This window comes from Polynucleobacter sp. JS-JIR-II-50 (assembly GCF_018687895.1).
Classification (GTDB): Bacteria; Pseudomonadota; Gammaproteobacteria; order Burkholderiales; family Burkholderiaceae; genus Polynucleobacter.
Genome location: NZ_CP061307.1, coordinates 713,205 through 730,603, shown reverse-complemented (window position 1 = coordinate 730,603; position 17,399 = coordinate 713,205). Strand labels below are relative to the sequence as shown.

Genomic DNA, 17,399 nt, shown 5'->3' with positions numbered 1-17,399 from the left:
TCAGGTAAAAATTACTCTTTACGAGTTTTGATAGATTCGATAATTTTATAGAATGCATCTGGTTGAACGGAGTTCTGCCCTTTAAAAGGCTGATCTGTTATCACCAATAGGGAGATTAAGGCCCCCATCGTGATCGGCAGAATCTTTAAGCCCAGGAAGAAGGAATCCGAAGGCATAAATAAAGTGTTAATCCCCATCAATGCAAACATACATATCAGAATGACCACCCAAAATAGTCCAGGCAAACGAATATTCGAGCGCTCAATACGAGCCTCCCTACTCTCGGCCACTTCTTCAGACTTTTTGATGATGTCGGTGTACATTGCAGTCTGACGATTGGTGTGAGGCTCAATCGACATTAGCTTCCTAGAAATCCCCCGCCAGAGCATATGGGTTTTAGAGCTACCCCCACCTTTTTGCAATAGAGGCCATTCCTCATTAACGATAGAGTTCATGTACTCAAACAACTCCACACGAATAGGTGCTATTGATGGGTCACCGAATCGAGTCAACAGGCGATCTAAGTTGTTAATACGGCCAGCTTCTTGCGAAACCAAAGTCTGAACTTCGCGAAAATTACTTTGCGCCTGATTCAACAGGAAACCAATGAGTAAGCCGCTTAAAGTAATGATAGACCCGAAGAGACTTAAACCCAGTCTCGTACTGTCCTGCGTTGGCGCAAAGATAGGTAACGATTGCAATAAGCGCGGCATCGAATCTAGCAACCCAACAAAAAAGAGAATGAGCAACAGTAGAATTTGGACATTACTTCTCCGGTATATCCAATTAAAGAATGCGTCTTGGTAGGAGGTGTTTTTCATTGGGCCTAGCTAGCTATATATTTCTTCAAGAAATTAAGAGTTCGCTCCCAAGCCAACTGTGCTGCATCAGCATTGTACTTAAGAGGCGCTAAGCCACGGGCATCTGATTTGGGATTAGCAAAAGCATGTTTAGTGTCATGGCGATGAAATTCAAAATTCACACCAGCTTGTTTTAGTTTTTCCTCTAGCTGATCCACGCCCGCTATTGGAAAGAACTCATCATGCAAGGCCCAGTGTCCCAACATCGGCTTTGTAATAGCTTGAGCATTCACATACTCCAATGGAGGGTTGCCGTACCAAGCAATAGAAGCATCCAGCTCAGGCACATTACATGCCGCAAGAACTGTTAAGGCGCCTCCCATGCAAAAGCCAGTCACGGCAACCTTTGCACTACCAGTAGCTTTTAAGTACTGAACGGCCCCGCGAATGTCTTGTCCAGCAGCATCGCTAAAATTCAGGTCGCCCATTAAATGTTCTGCTTCATTAGCCTCTAGAGCCAATTTACCGCGATACAAGTCAGGCACTAACGCACGGTAACCTGCATCAGCGAAACGATCCGCTACAGCCTTTACCTCCTCATCAAGACCCCACCACTCCTGAATGACAACGATGCCAGGGGCGTTCATCCCATTGCTTGGCTCAGCCAAATATCCTTTGAGAATCTGTCCATCAGGTCTTTTAATTTCAATCATGAGATCACCTTATATTATTTAGTTCTTATGCTTTTTTCTTGTCAGAATGAATATATCCCACCAGCCAGAATGTCAGCAATCCACACATTACCGCACCATAGCCCACCAAGTTGTAATGCTCCATCTTGCCGTCTGGCGTAATCGTAACAACCAAGCCGGCCAAAACAGAGGCAATTCCAGAGGCCAACATCTGAGTAGAGCCCACTAGGCTCATAAAGGTTCCCCGGATCTTAGGCTCCACAAGCTGACTCACAATCGCCATTGCTGGAATCATACGTCCTGAAATCAGAATGAAAAATGATGTTGAGTTGATCAGGACAACCCAAAGCGGGACTGGCACAAGATTGGTTGTCACTATCAGAGGAATTAAGCTCACAATCGCCAGAATTCTAAATACCCGCACTTTGCCGTATTTGTCAGCCATATGGCCTATCAATCTTGAGCTCATTAAGGTGGCAATACCACCACATAGATAGATCAATGAAATATAGGAATTAGCCACGCCGACATTGGAGGTGAGATACAGAGCAATATATGGAATCACAGAGAATCCGGTGATCATAATGAGGCCCATAAACACAAAAGCGCGTGCATGTTGGTGAGCAATCAGAATGTCATAAATTTGTTTAAAACGACTACCCTCTTGAACATGATGCAAGTGTCCAGAAATTTTAGGGATATAGCGATATCCAATGAATAGAATCAATATGGAGATCACGCCAATAAACATAAACGGAGCGCGCCAACCTAGAAAGCTAATATGGTTTGCCAAGAACAAACTCAAGGGCACACCTGCAACAGTTGAAACTGAGAAAGCAGCCATGACCGTGCCCAGTGCCTTACCTCTGCGCTCAAAAGGAATGGAATCAGCCACAATCGTCTGCACCAAAGACCCTAGAATGCCTCCAAAGGCACCTGCGCATGCACGGGCGATAAATAGCATGTGGTAGTTGGGAGCAAATCCACAAGCTATTGTTGCAATGATGAAGCAAACATATAAACGCAGAAGTAATTGCCTCCGCTCAAATCGGTCGATGTAATAGGTGGCAAATACTCCAGCGATCGCAGCAGCAAAAGTATACGAAGACAGCAGCAAACCAAATTGATGCGTATTAATGGAAAGCGCCGTAATGAACTGGGGTCCCAAAGGCATCATGATCATGAAATCTAAGATGTGGGTGAACTGAATACCCGCCAATGAAAACAAAAAGAAGCGCTCTTGCTTCTTCGTTTCGGCTGTGTGAGGGGCGCTATTCAAGGGGTGCTTTACTAGAGATAATCAATATGACATTATCAACCTTGACAGGAAAATCTGCTTGTCTTGAACCGACTAAAATCTTACTAAATACATGTCAATTACTATCGATCTCATAACTCAATCGAATTTAGCAGGAATCCCACTGCTTCCGCTATTTAGGGATTCTCTTTATGGAATATTTGGCCTCATCATGATTCTTTTTTTTCATGGGGGCAGCATTAACTTCATCATCATGCGCTTTGAGAGATTGACCGATCAGAACCTGTCTAAAAAGCAATTTAACCGCGTATTTTTTCACTTCTATTTCACTTTTTTCTTTATTGCCTTGGTTCACATGATAGAAATTATCATTTGGACGATCTATATTCTTGAGCTCGACCTAATACACGAGGGCATTAAAACCCTCATCTTTGTCGGGAGTTGCTACACAACAATTGGCTTTATTGAAGATATCTTGCCAGCAGGCTGGAAAAGTCTTGCCTTCTTCATCTCCTTCTCAGGATTATTTTCTATGGCTTGGACTACCTCAGTCATGATTGGGATGACCAACTCGTACAAAACAGCCTGGAATCTAAAGCATCATCAGAGAGATCCTAGCGCCTCTTAATGTAGTACCCATATACACAACGATTCCCACCCCTTGAGGGATCGTGCGTATCGTGAATCACGCCATCAATAATTGCGGTGAGATGTTTAGAAACCTTAGCAATCAGTATTGCTTTGGGTAACTCCTCGGGGCGTAGGTGAACCTGACAGCCTGCTCCCACCTTCATAGTGGGCACCCACTCAAAGCCCTGGGCTAGGATGTAGTCATGAAATACATTACGGTGATTTCCATTCCTGGGTGATGAACCTTTGGCATTTAGCCTTTTTGCAAGGCGATCATTTCTTAGTTGTGCGTAACTCTCATTTGCCAATCTTAAATCCTCATAGATGCGCATATAAGGCAGACTTGTAGCAATGGCAATAGATCTCACAACACAGTCCCCTGCACCACCTTTAAAGCCAGCCGCCTCCCTCCCGCCATCATCAAACTGAAATGGGAACCTAGAATGCGGCTTGGAGAATGGGTTTAAAAATGAAAACATTTGACGGTGCCCAATAAAAAATGGATTTGCTTTTTGGGCAAATCCATTCTTACTTAAAGCATCAGCTAAATTACTTGGCGTGTGCCTTCTTTACCTCTAAGCGCCATGCATGCAACAAAGGTTCTGTGTAGCCGTTAGGCTGCTCAAGACCTTTGAAAATCAGATCGCTAGCTGCTTTATAGGCATATGAATCTTGGTGGTTAGGCATCATTGGCTGATACAAAGCATCGCCAGCGTTTTGACCATCTACTACCTTAGCCATACGTTGCAAGCTCTCGTTAACCTGATCAGCAGTCACAATGCCATTGAGTAACCAGTTAGCGATATGCTGGCTGGAGATACGCAAAGTCGCACGGTCTTCCATCAAGCCTACGTTATGAATATCAGGAACCTTGGAGCAACCAACACCTTGATCAATCCAACGAACCACATAACCCAAGATACCTTGGCAATTGTTATCTAACTCTTGCTGAATTTCCTCCTTAGTCCAGTTAGCCTTTTCAACCACTGGAATAGTCAACAAATCATTGATTAGCGCTTCAGCCTCAGCAGCCGTATCAAGCTTTTCCATTTCTTTTTGGAGTTCAGCCACGTTTACTTGGTGGTAGTGAAGCGCATGCAAAGTTGCCGCTGTTGGTGATGGCACCCAAGCAGTATTTGCGCCTGCTTTAGGATGAACGATCTTCTGTTCAACCATGGCCTTCATCATGTCTGGCATTGCCCACATACCTTTACCGATTTGAGCGCGGCCACGCAAGCCACAATCCAAACCTGCAAATACGTTACGACGCTCATAAGCGGATAACCACTTGCTGGTTTTCATATCGCCTTTGCGCATCATTGGGCCTGCATACATCGCTGTATGCATTTCATCGCCAGTACGGTCTAGGAAGCCAGTATTAATAAAGGCTACGCGCGCACCGGCAGCAGCAATAGCTGCCTTGATATTGGCGCTCATACGACGCTCTTCGTCCATGATGCCCAGTTTGACGGTGTCGGCTGGTAGGCCGAGTAATTTCTCAACACGACCAAAGAGCTCGCCCGCAAAAGCCACTTCTTCTGGGCTATGCATTTTTGGCTTCACAATGTAAACAGAACCCTTGCGAGTATTACCAATAGCTTGGCTTGCTGGACGATTGATGTCGTATAGGGCAATCAATACAGTCACTACCGCATCCAAGATACCTTCGTAGATTTCTTTACCTTCGCCAGTAATGATGGCTGGGTTCGTCATTAAATGACCAACGTTACGGAGGAATAAGAGTGAACGGCCATGCAAAGTTACCACGCCGTCTTTTGCATCAACAGCACCGATACCAGCTTTGTACTTGCGGTCTGGGTTCAATGAGCGAGTAATAGTCTTGTCACCCTTCTTCACTTCTTCAACTAAAGTACCCTTTAAGATGCCTAGCCAGTTTTCATAAGCAAGAACCTTGTCGTCACCGTCAACGGCAGCAATAGAGTCTTCCAAATCCAAAATAGTGGAGAGCGCAGCCTCGAGGACAACATCATTGATGCCGGCAGGATCACTAGCACCAATAGTTTTGGTCTTATTGATTTCAATATCAATATGAACACCGTTATTACGCAACAAGATAGAGCTTGGAGCTGCCGCCTCACCCTGGTAACCAACAAATTGCTTCTCATCCGCCAAACCTGTTGTAGTGCCGTCTTTTAACTTAACGGACAGCTTATTGCCGTCAACAGAGTAAGCAACTGAATCACGGTGAGAACCCTTAGCCAAAGGTGTAGCCTGATCCAAGAAATTGCGAGCGTATGCAACTACTTTTGCGCCACGAATTGGGTTGTAAGCGCCAGTCTTGGTTGCGCCATCCTCTTCTGAGAGAACGTCAGTGCCGTAGAGGGCGTCGTATAAAGAGCCCCAACGTGCATTAGCAGCATTCAACGCATAACGTGCATTAAGTACTGGAACCACTAATTGAGGGCCAGCTTGCAGAGCCAACTCATCATCTACATTCTGGGTTGTCGCAGTAATTTTTCCTGGCACATCAACTAAGTAGTCGATCTCCTTCAAAAACTTACGGTACGCAGGCATATCCTTTATTGGGCCTGGATTGGCTTGGTGCCATTTATCCAAATCCAACTGAATGCGATCGCGCTTTGCGAGTAAGGCATCATTTTTTGGCGTGAGGTCTTTAACGATCTCATCAAAACCTTTCCAAAAATCGGCACTCTTAATACCAGTACCCGGAAGAACTTTGTCTTCGATGAATCGATATAAGGGAGTTGCCACCTGGAGGCTATTGCAAGTAGTACGCGCAGTCATGTTGTAAACCTTTGTCTCTAAAGCGAAAGTTAATAAATATAGTTAATTGAATATTTTCCATCAATCCTGGAAAGGATGCTGGAGGAGAATGGTTTCGTCACGCTCTGGGCCTGTAGATACCATTGCAATCGGCTTACCAGCCACTTCCTCGATACGTCGGAGAAACTTTTGAGCCTCAGCAGGCAACTTATCCCACTCGCGAATACCAAAGGTTGTACCCTTCCAGCCCGGGAAATCCTCATAGATAGGCTCGCAACGGGCTACTGATTCCGCGCCACGCGGCAATACATCTAACTTCTTGCCGTCAAGGTTGTATCCAACGCATAAGCGAATAGTTTCAAAACCATCAAGGACATCTAGCTTAGTAATACAAAGGCCGGATAAGCCATTGATCTGAATTGAGCGCTTCAATGCAGCAGCATCTAGCCAGCCAGTACGACGTGGACGACCGGTTACCGAGCCAAATTCTTTACCCACTTCAGCCAAACGCACGCCAATCGGATCCTGTCTTGCAGGATTGTCATGGTCATACAGTTCACTTGGGAATGGACCTGCACCAACACGCGTGCAATACGCCTTAGTAATACCTAAGATGTATTGCAAGGAGTCTGGGCCTACGCCTGAACCAGCAGCAGCATTACCTGCTACACAGTTACTAGAAGTCACATAGGGGTAGGTGCCGTGATCGATATCGAGCAATGTGCCCTGCGCACCTTCGAATAGAAGGTTTTGACCAGATTGCTCGGCAGCATACAAAGCACTGGACACATCCACCACCATTGGTTTGAGACGCTCTGCATATGACATTGCTTCGGCTAAAGTCTTCTCATAGCTGACTGGCTCCGCGCCATAGTAATTCGTGAGCATGAAATTGTGATATTCCAAGTTCTCACGCAACTGCTCAGCAAATTTTTCTGGGTAGAACAAGTCTTGCACACGCAAAGCACGGCGAGCCACTTTATCTTCATACGCAGGTCCGATGCCACGACCAGTGGTGCCAATCTTTGCCTCGCCGCGCTTCTTCTCGCGAGCATGATCAATGGCTACGTGATAAGGCAAAATTAAAGTGGTTGCTTCAGAAATTTTGAGTCGAGACTGGACATCTAAACCAGCGGCCTCGAGCTCGCCGATCTCTTTAAAGAGCGCCTCTGGCGAAAGCACCACGCCATTACCGATATAGCAAATAACATTTTTATGCATGATTCCGGAAGGAATCAAACGCAGAATAGTCTTCTTGTCGCCGATGATTAATGTATGGCCAGCGTTGTGTCCACCTTGAAAGCGAACTACTGCTTGCGCATGGTCAGTCAACCAATCCACTACCTTACCTTTGCCTTCATCACCCCACTGGGTGCCAATGACAACGACGTTACGACCTTTTGCTTGCTGCTTTGAAGACATATTGAAATCCAAAAAGATAATTACAAAATAAGTTAATTGTTTACTGCTTTATTCGCTGCTTTAATTCATTTTTTACTGCTTTTTCTTCACTTCCCAAGAGCTAGCTTGCTTCACAAGCTCTCGATCACATTCATATTCGGCAGCTTCTAATTTCATACCTGCTGGAGCCTGAATAACCACCTCACCAGACTCACGCAATCTTGCAATTGCTTGGCTCAAAGCTTCATCCTCAACCCATGGGGCAATAATTGCCATCTTGCGCACATTCATGGGTGACAGGTTTGCTAAAGTTAAAAGGTCTAAAGAAAATCCAGTTGCAGGACGAGAACGACCAAAGGCCTGACCAACATGGTCATAGCGACCGCCTCTAGCAATCGGTTGAGGTAATTGGTCAACATAAGCTGCGAACATCACACCACTGTGATATTGATAGCCACGAAGATCCGCCAAATCAATGCTGAGCTCTAGGTTGACAGATAACTTCGCTGCAGCTAAAACCAAACGCTCCAGGTCTGCCAAAGCTTGGTCAATTGCTACGTGCTTAGGCAAATCTTTCTTAGCCTTTGCCAATACTTCAGCACAAGGGCCATTTAACTCGGTCAAGGCCATCAGTGCTTTAGCAACATTTGCAGGTAAGCACGCCGCCCACTTACTTAAGCGAGGACGATCTTTGCTTTGCAACAATCCATATAAGGTCTCAATGGTTTCTTTATCTAAGTTCTGACCATCTAAGATGCCCGCAAGAATGCCAGCGTGGGATAAATCCAGATAGACTTTCTTTAAACCCGCAACTGAAAGCGTTTTGAGCAATAAGGTAATAGCTTCTAGATCCGCTTCCCAAGTCGCGCAACCATAAATCTCGGCGCCCAACTGCAACTCTTCGCGCGCTGAACTCCCAACTGGTGTGCGAGCGTGCGCAACAGATCCGGCATAACAAAGACGAGTAACGCCATCACGATTTAAGAGGTGCGCATCAATGCGGGCTACTTGAGGAGTTATATCTGCACGCAGACCTAAAGTACGACCAGAGAGTTGATCCACTAATTTAAAGGTCTGCAAATTAAGATCGGAACCAGTACCGGTCAACAGAGAATCTAAAAACTCCAGAATCGGAGGTGCAACTAACTCATAGCCATAGGATTGGTACAAATCCAAAATAGCACGACGCAATGACTCAACTTTGCGAGCCTGCGCAGGCAAAACGTCTGCAATATCTTCAGGAAGTAACCAGCGATTCATGATGTGGACTATTCGCTTTCTTATTTTTTGTGCAGGAACTTGAAGAACTCACCATTGGGCTCAACCACCATAATGTCCTTCTTGTCCTTGAAAGAACTTCTATAGGCTTCTAGGCTTTGATAGAACTGGGCAAACTGAGGATCGCGCCCAAATGCTTCCGCATAGAGTGCTGTCGCTTTAGCATCTCCAGCACCTTTAATCTTTTGGGCATCGCGATAGGCTTCTGCCAAGATCGTATCGCGTTGACGCTCTGCATTCGCACGAATCTTGTCGGACTCTGCAGCACCCGTGGAGCGGAGCTCATTGGCTACACGCTTACGCTCTGCTTCCATACGACGATAAACAGAATCACTGATTTCTGCCAAGAGGTCAACACGCTTTAAGCGCACATCCACAATCTCTACACCGATATCATCAGCATCATCGGCGACTTTTTTACGAATACCCTGCATCACCTCTTCACGCTGATCAGAAATTAACTCACGCACAGTGCGTTTGGTGAATTCTTCATTCAGGGCAGAACGAACCAATTGGGTTAAGCGGTCCTGAGCTAAGCGCTCGTCACCTTTGAAGCTAATAAAGAACTTACGTGGGTCAACAATGCGCCACTTCACATAAGAATCTACTAATAAGTTTTTCTTCTCAGCAGTAATGAAACGCTCTGCTTCTGGATTATCGATTGTCAAAATACGGCGATCAAAGAAGCGCACGTTTTCAAATGGCGCTGGGAACTTTATTTGTATGCCCGGCTTCTCAATCACGCGAACAATCTGTCCGAATGAGAACACCACGGCGAACTTACGTTGATCAACGACAAATATGCTAGAAGACAAAACATAAATCAGCGCAATGAAGCCAATACCTGCTGCAATTAAACGATTGGCATTCATTATCTGGACTCCCGATCACGACTACGGAGACCATCACGTTTATCGGTAGAGTTATTCATAGCTGGCGCTGGTGTTGCAGGAGCAGCACTCGAAGTTTGGGCTGGAGTATTTACTCCCGTGGCACCACCAACTGTCACGCTACCAGTTGGAGTATTGGCACCAGACTGATTTGCTTGTGTATTTGCTGCTTGAGCGCTCTCAGCGCTCACCTGTGCAACGATCTTGTCGAGCGGGAGATATAAGAGACTGTTGCTCTTAGTGGTATCAACCAGGATTTTGGTAACGTTGTTATACATCTCGCGCATGCTATCGATATACATACGATCACGCGTTACTTGTGGTGCCTTTGCGTACTCCACCAGGATTTGCTTAAAGCGTGTGGCATCGCCCTCTGCGGTAGCAACTACACGAGCCTTGTAGCCTTCTGCCTCCTGAATCAGACGGGCTGCAGTACCTTTAGCACGCGGAATAATGTCATTGGCATAAGCCTGGCCTTCGCTCTTCAAGCGCTCTTGGTCTTGACCTGCTTTTACTGCATCATCAAATGCAGCTTGAACTTGTTCTGGTGGCTGAACATTTTGCACAGTCACACTGGTCACATAAATGCCAGTCTTATAGCTATCCAAAATCTTCTGAATCGAATTAGCCAAATCAATACCAATCTTTTCGCGACCCTCATACAACACGGTATCCATTTTGCTGCGGGCAACAATCTCACGTACCGCAGTTTCTGCCGCTTGCACAACTGCAGTATCAGGATCACGATTATTAAATAAATAATCCGTAGGATCCTTGAGGCGGTATTGAACAGCAAAACGCACATCAATGATGTTTTCATCTTCTGTGAGCATGGAGGAATCTTTTTGGTTGGTAGCCTTGATCAATACAGGGCGACCCACTTCTACAGAGCGAACACCTGAGAGATTGACAGTCTCTTCAGCCTGAATCGGCCAAGGCATGTGCCAATTAATACCAGGCTTAGCGGTGTAATCGTATTTACCAAAAGTTAAGATAACGCCGGCCTGCCCCTCTTGAATAATGAAGAAGCCGCTGCAGATCCACACAAATAAGACCAGCGCCCCAGCAACCAGAATGCTTGCTTTCGATCCAAATGGATTGCTGAAATTAAAGTTAGGCGTATTGATGCCGCCATTACCGCCATTTCCACGTTGCGAAGGTGGAGGAATATCAGTGCTGTTTGGTTTATTTGCTGGCTTACTAGCGGGACCGCCTGTTGTACCTGGGGTTTTCTTGCCGCCAAAGATGCCGGCAATTCTGTCGTTGAAGTCGCGCCATAGCTCGTCCAAGTCTGGTGGACCGTCAGGCTTAGCTGGCTGATTCGTTGGTTGAGTATCTACCGGCTTATTAGTTTCTGGATCCGCTTTTGGAGCTTGTTCATTTCCCTGCCCATCTTTGGCATCTTTAGATCCACCAGAATTGTGGCTATTGCCCCAACCTGGATCATTGACCGAAAAGAGGTCGAGAAATTTACGCATCATTAGAAAAATAGCTTCGCTTGGCAATCGGATTAAATTCAGAAGTTTCTGGTCGTTCGGGTAAGGGCTCTAAAAACTCATCCGGGGCCAATTGCTTCTTGGCACGGTTGTGCTCGACCCTTATTCTATCAGTCATTTGGGAGCATTCGGCCAAGGCTGAACGGAGTAAATCAAGGCCCAAGCCCGTCTTGGCCGACAGGAAAACCTGGCTCGGAAAGCCCTGCCCATCCCGCTCTAAAACGGCCCCACGGGTGAAGGTTTGAGGCATCTGGTCAATCTTATTCATGATCTCGATACGGGGGATATCATCCGCCCCAATTTCCTCCAAAACCGCCTCAACTTCGGCTTTTTGCTCTCTGGCGACAGGGCTACAGGCGTCAATGACATGCAAAATGAGGTCGGCATGGATGGTTTCATCCAAAGTAGCCCTAAAAGCCTCTACCAGCTGGTGAGGCAAATCCCGGATAAATCCCACTGTGTCCGAGACCACAATGGAGCCAACTCCGTCCAAATGGACTCTTCTTGAGGTGGTATCCAGGGTCGCAAATAACTGGTCAGCGGCATAAGTCCCGGCTTTGGTTAGAGCGTTAAATAATGTCGATTTACCAGCATTGGTATATCCCACCAAGGAGACTGAAAATACATCCCGACGATTTCGGGAACGTCTTTGGGTTCTTTGCTGACGCTGCAGCTTTTCAAGCTCATTTTCCAAGCGCTTCGCTTTAGTGGCTAACATCCGGCGATCCAACTCCATCTGCGTTTCACCAGGGCCGCCACGCACACCAATACCGCCACGTTGACGCTCCAAGTGACTCCAAGCTCTCACTAAGCGTGACATGCGATAGCGGACTTGTGCAAGCTCAACTTGAGTCTTACCAATATGACTTTGCGCTCTTTGACTAAAGATATCCAAAATCAAGCCTGTGCGATCCATCACATGAAAGCCAATGTGGCGCTCTAAATTACGTTGCTGAGTTGGGGATAGCGGGTGATTAAAGATGGCAAGTTCTGCGCCTTGCTCCTCCATCACCCTCTTGAGTTCGTTAGCCTTGCCCGAACCAATAAATAAGGCGGGGTCAGTTTTGCCCTTGCGTCCAATAATACTGGCTGCAGGTATAGAGCCGGCGCTGTCAGCCAAAAGACTGAGCTCAGCCATGCTATCCGCAAAATCCTCGCGTCCTGTATCTACTCCAACCAGAACGGCGCGCGCCGCATCTACTCCAGTTTTATACAGGGCTAGCTTCTTCCAAACGGAAATCAATCGCACGAGCAGGAACGATCGTGGAGATTGCATGTTTGTAAACCATCTGTGTCACGGTATTACGCAAGAGGACAACATATTGATCAAAAGATTCAATATTGCCCTGTAACTTAATACCGTTTACAAGATAGATCGAAACAGGAACATGCTCTTTACGTAAAGCATTGAGAAAAGGATCCTGAAGTAATTGAATTTTGTTGGGGTTGCTATTACTCATACTGCTCCTTAATTATTTTTTGCTTAATTACTTTTTTTGGGAGTCTTGCTTTTTTTATTAAATACCAATTCACTACAAACCTGCACTGCAAATCATTTATTACAAACTAATCACTCAGCCCTCTATATTGGGCTGATTTTCAAAAAAATCAAGCCCATTTCGAATGAAAGATAAAACTCAGCTCAAATTAACGCTTTTTGCCTTTTTTACCCTTATCCGCTTCTACGTAGGGGTTTTTGGCGGTATTCATCTGAATACGCAGAGGCGTACCGCGTAATTTAAAGACATCCCTAAAGCGACCTTCTAAGTATCGCTTGTAGCTATCCGTCACCCCGCTCAAGGATGTGCCATGAATGACCACAATTGGAGGATTCATGCCCCCTTGGTGGGCATACCGCAATTTAGGACGGCCCATACCAACGCGTTTAGGCTGTTGATGCTCAATTGCCTCTTGCAAAATACGGGTTAAGCGTGGGGTTGGTAGTTTTGCCATTGCAGCTGCATAAGCAGAATCCACATCCTTAAAGAGCTCCTTAAGGCCTGTACCCTTTTTAGCGGAGATTGGGTGCACATTTGCAAAATCGAGGAAGCGTAGCTTTTGTGCAATCTCTAATCGAGCACGCTCTTTTACATAGGCATCCAAGCCATCCCACTTATTCACTGCAACCACTAAAGCGCGGCCAGCTTCCACAATAAATCCAGCGATGTGCGCATCTTGTTCAGAAATATCTTGCTGAGCATCTAACATCAAGATCACCACATTACAGTCAGCAATCGCTTGCAATGTTTTAACAACAGAAAACTTTTCAATTGCTTCAAAAACTTTTCCACGGCGACGTAAACCTGCAGTGTCAACCAAGATGTAAGGCTTGCCATTCCGTTCAAATGGAACTTCGATCGCATCACGAGTGGTGCCCGGCATATCAAATGCAATGACGCGCTCTTCACCGATTAATTTGTTAATCAATGTTGATTTGCCAACGTTAGGGCGCCCTACTACGGCGATCTTCATTGGACGATTTGGATCGTTAGCCAATTCATCTTCATCTGGCTCTGCAATACCAAGGGAATCTAATGCGTCGTCGATCAAGCCACGCACACCATCACCATGCGCTGAAGAAATTGGGAACGGCTCGCCTAAACCAAGCTCATGGAAGTCGGCTGTGACAACGCCAGCCTGCATGCCTTCTGTTTTATTAACTGCGAGGATGACTGGTCGGCCAGTCTTACGTAAGAAATCCGCGATGACGCGATCTTGTGGCGCCATACCGAGGCGACCGTCAACCAAGAAAATCACAATGTCAGATTCAGCAACGGCTTGCTTAGTCTGCTTTGCCATCTCAGCAACGATACCGGTCTTGGCTACTGGCTCAAAACCACCGGTGTCTACGCAAATGAAAGCGCGTTCGCCGATACGGCCTTTGCCATAGTGTCGATCCCTGGTTAAACCAGAAAAGTCCGCCACCAATGCATCACGTGAACGCGTTAAGCGATTAAAGAGAGTCGACTTTCCCACATTGGGACGGCCGACGATAGTGATAACTGGATTCATTTTGGACTGTACGCCGCTATTTTTCCACCTTGAGATTGAACCAAGATGAGGCCACCTACCGCAATGGGGGCAGCCGAGATTGGACTACTGTCGTGACGAATACGCGCAACCATCTCGCCATTCGCCTGTGAAAATGCATGGATATAACCTTGAGCATCGCCCATAAGCAACACCCTACCCACCGCAAGCGACTCACCAACATCACGGAATGTCAGCTGTGTGTTTTCCCAAACTTGAGTACCGTCTTTTGTTGCAAAGGCGGTGACATAAGACTTATCGTTTGCTGAGAAAACCATGTCGGTGCTTTGTGAGGTACCGGTATAACTTGAATAGTCTTTGAACCATAAAAGGTTGCCTGTACGAGCCTGCCCGCAACCAATGCGTCCTTGATAAGAGACTGCGCAGAGGATATCGCCTTCCATACTTGGTTTAGCGGTGACATCATTCAAGCGCTCAATCTCTGAGAAGCCCTTTGGAAAAGAAACGGGTGTCTCCCACACTAAGCCGCCATTAGCAATAGCAATCATGCCAAAGCGCCCACCAGTGAAACCAGTAACGATGACTTCATTGCCAATAGCCAGCATGCCGTAGCCGACACGTAATGACAATGCAGCCTGTTGACGCTGATAAGTCCATTTTTTAGCGCCCGTTAGCGCATCCAGTCCAATGAAGCGATTGTCTAGCGCACGCACTACGACAACACCACCGGCTACCACTGGCTCACTTAATACTTCGCTACCAACACTGACATTCCACATCGGCTTGCCAGTGTCGTCATAGGCGTAGACCATGCCTTTGGTGCTCACGGCTACAGTAGTGCGGCCATCAGAGCCAGGACCAATAGCCAAACGTTCAGGAACGGATACTGACCAGACCTTATTGCCGGTTGCTAAATCAATCTTTGCCAAGTTCCCACCATGAGAGGCTACATATACCGCGTCGCCAGCAACAATAGGATGAAAGTTAAATGATTCAGATGAACCAATGCTGGTTGACCATACGGGCTGCAAATCAAATTGATTAGTAACGGTCACTAAATCAGCGGGTTTCCTTACCCTGGAGCCACCAGAGCATGCAGCTAAAGCAATTACCACGGCACCCAATACCAAGGCGGCGCCTAAGCGCATCGGTAAACGCTTCATTTCTTTAGTCATCACTGAGCAACTCCTCCAACCGCATCTAATTTAACCTTGAGAAGACGACGCGCCTCTTCAGGAAATTCTTTTGCTTGGTCTAATTTTTTCCAGGCTTCTTGATAGCTTACTTTAGCTTGCTCATTTTTCTTTTGCGCCAAATACCAATCACCACGACGCTCAAGCCATAAAGATTCAAAACCAGCAATCGGTTTCTCATTCAAAATTTGATCGGCCTCTGCAAAATCTTTTTCACTGCCCTGCTCAATCAATAGAGTTACTAGGCGTAATTTCGCCAATCCAAGATAACCATCATTGGATGCATTTTTTGCCGCCCAACGCAAATACTCCAAAGCTTTTGCGCTATCGCCTGCATCCGATGCAATTCGTGCAGCGATCAAACTAGACATGGCTGCGTAAGGAGTACGGCCAAAATCTTTTTGTAAATCATCTGTTGCGCGCAGAGTCTGGTCTTTATCACCTTTAGCAATGGCACCTACCATCGTTTCATAAAGCTTAGAGGCTTCGAGTGCCTGACTATTACGCCACCATTGATATCCACTGTAAGCAGCATACGCAAACAAGGCAACCGTAACGACCCCAGTAATGAGGTTACGGTACTTTTGCCAAAACGCTTTGAATTGGTCTAATTGTTCTTGTTCTTCTAGATCTAAAGGCATGTCAATCCAAACTCATTTAATAGGTAATTAGTGTGTATTAGCTTAATTCTATTCGGAGGCGCCTACTAAGGCATCAATTGCCGCCCCCAAGACATCATCCAGAGGCACGGACTTTTGCTCACCCGTACCGCGCAAGTCCTTGAGTTGCGCCTCATTCTTGGCTAATTCATCAGGCCCAATAATGACCGCAAAGGCGGCCCCACTACTATCCGCCTTCTTCATTTGGGACTTAAAGCTGGCCGATTGACCGTCAGGGGGACAGAATAAGATGGTATCGATTCCAGCGCTCCGCAAGCGTTCGGCGATGATCATGGCAGCGGTCAAAGTATCGCCACCTTGATGCAATACAAAAATATCGCATTGGGCCTGAGCTTCTGGCAATGATCCAGAAATCTTCATGAGTTCCAGAACCCGCTCCATACCCATAGCCCAACCACAAGCTGGCGCAGCTTTGCCACCCATACGCTCAATCAATGGATCATAGCGTCCACCGCCAGCAATAGTGCCTTGAGCACCTAATTCATCAGTCACCCACTCGAATACAGTGAGGTTGTAGTAATCAAGACCGCGAACTAAACGAGGATTAATTTTACAGGGGATGTTATTCGCTTTAATTAATGCCTGTACTGCATTGAAATGCTTCAGCGACTCTTCGCCCAAGAAATCCAATAATTTTGGTGCGCCTTCAATCAATGCCTGCATCTCTGGATTTTTAGAATCCAATATACGCAAGGGATTGGTAGTGAGACGACGCTGTGAATCTTCATCGAGCTGCGATTGATTTTTCTCAAAGTAAGCTACCAATGCGGCGCGGTGCTCGGCACGCTCAGGAGCCTGGCCTAGGGAGTTTATTTCTAAACGGACGCCCTTCAAACCTAACTCATCCCATAAGCGCTGACCCATGAGAATGATTTCAGCATCAATATCAGGTCCGGCAAACCCTAAGGCCTCAATACCAAACTGGTGGAACTGGCGATAGCGACCACGCTGTGGGCGCTCATGACGAAACATCGGTCCGGTATACCAAAGACGCTTAGGTCCTTCGTATAGCAAGTTATTTTCAATTACAGAACGTACTAAAGCGGCAGTACCCTCAGGACGTAAGGTGAGTTGCTCGCCATTTAAGCGATCCTCGAACGAGTACATTTCTTTTTCGACAATGTCGGTAACTTCTCCGATACCACGTTGAAATACTGCAGTTGCCTCAACAATGGGTGTTCGCAAAAACTCATAGCCGTAAGCACGAGTCAAATCACGTAATACATGCTCAAGATGAGCCCACTGCGCAGCATCTGCTGGCAGTAAATCATTCATACCGCGCACGCCATTTATCTTTTGCGTTTTCTGGACTTTGGTTTGCTTGTTCTCATCAGTCATTTTTATT

General features: G+C 46.4%; 16 protein-coding genes. 1 reads left to right on the top strand and 15 read right to left on the bottom strand.

The window, feature by feature from the left end:
* Window positions 1-11: 11 nt before the first annotated feature.
* From FD963_RS03845 to FD963_RS03835, 3 genes are read right to left on the bottom strand one after another with little or no spacing between them, the layout of a single operon-like run.
* Window positions 12-821 carry a DUF4239 domain-containing protein gene (locus FD963_RS03845; RefSeq protein WP_215363156.1) on the bottom strand — a complete coding sequence of 270 codons (810 nt, stop codon included), beginning with the start codon at window positions 819-821 and terminating at the stop codon, window positions 12-14.
* Window positions 822-826: 5 nt separating this feature from the next.
* Window positions 827-1,513 carry a dienelactone hydrolase family protein gene (locus tag FD963_RS03840; protein WP_215363154.1) on the bottom strand — a complete coding sequence of 229 codons (687 nt, stop codon included), beginning with the start codon at window positions 1,511-1,513 and terminating at the stop codon, window positions 827-829.
* A 25-nt stretch (window positions 1,514-1,538) separates the two neighbouring features.
* The gene (locus tag FD963_RS03835; RefSeq protein WP_215363152.1) at window positions 1,539-2,771 is read right to left on the bottom strand and encodes an MFS transporter; all 1,233 of its coding nucleotides are present in this window, start codon (window positions 2,769-2,771) and stop codon (window positions 1,539-1,541) included.
* A 91-nt stretch (window positions 2,772-2,862) separates the two neighbouring features.
* Here FD963_RS03835 and FD963_RS03830 point away from each other — a divergent pair, with 91 nt between their 5' ends.
* Window positions 2,863-3,378: a hypothetical protein gene (locus FD963_RS03830; protein WP_215363149.1), complete on the top strand. Its 516-nt coding sequence runs from the start codon at window positions 2,863-2,865 to the stop codon at window positions 3,376-3,378.
* On the opposite strand, the gene FD963_RS03825 is transcribed toward FD963_RS03830, so the two are convergent.
* The 12 genes from FD963_RS03825 to hisS form a co-directional block, all read right to left on the bottom strand.
* On the bottom strand, window positions 3,365-3,859 hold the full coding sequence (locus tag FD963_RS03825; protein WP_215363147.1) for a hypothetical protein: 495 nt from the start codon (window positions 3,857-3,859) through the stop codon (window positions 3,365-3,367). The two genes, FD963_RS03830 and FD963_RS03825, sit on opposite strands and share 14 nt — an antisense overlap.
* A 70-nt stretch (window positions 3,860-3,929) precedes the next feature.
* Complete coding sequence (locus FD963_RS03820) at window positions 3,930-6,146, bottom strand: malate synthase G (protein ID WP_215363145.1); 2,217 nt, start codon at window positions 6,144-6,146, stop codon at window positions 3,930-3,932.
* Window positions 6,147-6,206: 60 nt separating this feature from the next.
* A complete protein-coding gene (locus FD963_RS03815) occupies window positions 6,207-7,547 on the bottom strand; it encodes an adenylosuccinate synthase (protein ID WP_215363143.1) in 1,341 nt (446 codons plus the stop codon).
* Window positions 7,548-7,619: 72 nt separating this feature from the next.
* Window positions 7,620-8,786 (bottom strand): ATP phosphoribosyltransferase regulatory subunit, encoded by a 1,167-nt coding sequence (locus FD963_RS03810; protein ID WP_215363141.1) that lies wholly within the window; start codon window positions 8,784-8,786, stop codon window positions 7,620-7,622.
* A 20-nt stretch (window positions 8,787-8,806) separates the two neighbouring features.
* Complete coding sequence (gene hflC / locus FD963_RS03805; RefSeq protein WP_215363139.1) at window positions 8,807-9,676, bottom strand: protease modulator HflC; 870 nt, start codon at window positions 9,674-9,676, stop codon at window positions 8,807-8,809.
* Window positions 9,676-11,175 carry an FtsH protease activity modulator HflK gene (gene hflK, locus FD963_RS03800; protein ID WP_215363137.1) on the bottom strand — a complete coding sequence of 500 codons (1,500 nt, stop codon included), beginning with the start codon at window positions 11,173-11,175 and terminating at the stop codon, window positions 9,676-9,678. The genes hflC and hflK overlap by 1 nt, the downstream gene beginning before the upstream one ends.
* Window positions 11,165-12,328: a GTPase HflX gene (gene hflX, locus FD963_RS03795; RefSeq protein WP_371818494.1), complete on the bottom strand. Its 1,164-nt coding sequence runs from the start codon at window positions 12,326-12,328 to the stop codon at window positions 11,165-11,167. The genes hflK and hflX overlap by 11 nt, the downstream gene beginning before the upstream one ends.
* Window positions 12,329-12,398: 70 nt before the next feature.
* Complete coding sequence (hfq, locus tag FD963_RS03790; protein ID WP_072582173.1) at window positions 12,399-12,650, bottom strand: RNA chaperone Hfq; 252 nt, start codon at window positions 12,648-12,650, stop codon at window positions 12,399-12,401.
* A 187-nt stretch (window positions 12,651-12,837) separates the two neighbouring features.
* Window positions 12,838-14,202, bottom strand: a complete 1,365-nt coding sequence (gene der / locus FD963_RS03785) for a ribosome biogenesis GTPase Der (protein ID WP_072582172.1) — start codon at window positions 14,200-14,202, stop codon at window positions 12,838-12,840.
* Complete coding sequence (gene bamB, locus FD963_RS03780) at window positions 14,199-15,356, bottom strand: outer membrane protein assembly factor BamB (RefSeq protein WP_215363134.1); 1,158 nt, start codon at window positions 15,354-15,356, stop codon at window positions 14,199-14,201. Before bamB ends, der begins: the two co-directional genes overlap by 4 nt.
* Entirely contained in the window at window positions 15,356-16,015 is a 660-nt protein-coding gene (locus FD963_RS03775) for a tetratricopeptide repeat protein (RefSeq protein ID WP_215363131.1), read from the bottom strand. Before FD963_RS03775 ends, bamB begins: the two co-directional genes overlap by 1 nt.
* A 48-nt stretch (window positions 16,016-16,063) precedes the next feature.
* Window positions 16,064-17,392 carry a histidine--tRNA ligase gene (hisS, locus tag FD963_RS03770; RefSeq protein ID WP_215363128.1) on the bottom strand — a complete coding sequence of 443 codons (1,329 nt, stop codon included), beginning with the start codon at window positions 17,390-17,392 and terminating at the stop codon, window positions 16,064-16,066.
* Window positions 17,393-17,399: the final 7 nt, after the last annotated feature.